The organism is Streptomyces aurantiacus JA 4570, assembly GCF_000414115.1.
GTDB classification, from domain to species: domain Bacteria; phylum Actinomycetota; class Actinomycetes; order Streptomycetales; family Streptomycetaceae; genus Streptomyces; species Streptomyces aurantiacus_A.
Genome location: NZ_AOPZ01000451.1, coordinates 1 through 758 on the forward strand (window position 1 = coordinate 1; position 758 = coordinate 758).

Genomic DNA, 758 nt, shown 5'->3' on the forward strand with positions numbered 1-758 from the left:
GCCGCTGCGCGGCGGCTTCTCCCACCCGCCCGCCTGTTGCTGTGGGGCGCGGCTTGCCCGCCGCTGCGGCGCCGTGGGCAGCTGCTCCGTGCCGTGCCGTGCCGTGCCTGCTGTGGGCAGTCGTTCCGCAGGGCGGAACGGGTGGGCACAGCCCAGGCCGACGGTGCCGGTATGTGGGGGGTGGCACGGCCCAAGGCCGACGGTGCCCGTATGCGCAGGGGCGGGGCACAGCCCAGGCCGGCGGGGCCGTTCACGCGGCGGCCACCCCGGCCCGGGGTCACAGCAGGGACGGCACCCGGTCGGCCGAGACGGAGCGGGCCGCACGGTCCAGCGCGCTGGCCAGCAGGGCGAGATCCGTCGGCCCATTGCCCAGCTCCCGCACGGGCCTCCGCGCCGGCGGATCCCCCATCCGCTCCCACTCGAGCGGCACCACCGTCGGCCGCAACGTCGCCGTCCGCGGAATCCGCCCCGTGACCCGCCCGCCCTGGAACGCGGCCACCCGCCCGTCGACATCCCGCAGCACACCCCGCCCCGGAGCCGGATCCTCCGCCCCGGACCCCACCGCGTCCAACGCGACAAGGAGCCCGGCCCGCCGCCCCACCTCCGAGGCCCCGGCCCGCTCACTGCGCGCCGCCACCACGAGGTGCACCCCGAGCCGTTCCCCGTCCCGCGCCACCGCCTCCAGGGCCCGCACGACGGACCCGGCAGCGGGCCGCCCGGGCGACCCGAGCGCGGGCGCGAGCAGCGCGTCGAAGTCG

The 758-nt window shown here is 79.0% G+C and carries 1 pseudogene; it reads right to left on the reverse strand.

The window, feature by feature from the left end:
* Window positions 1–277: 277 nt before the first annotated feature.
* A pseudogene (locus tag STRAU_RS34185) lies at window positions 278–758 on the reverse strand (hypothetical protein); the annotation flags it as partial.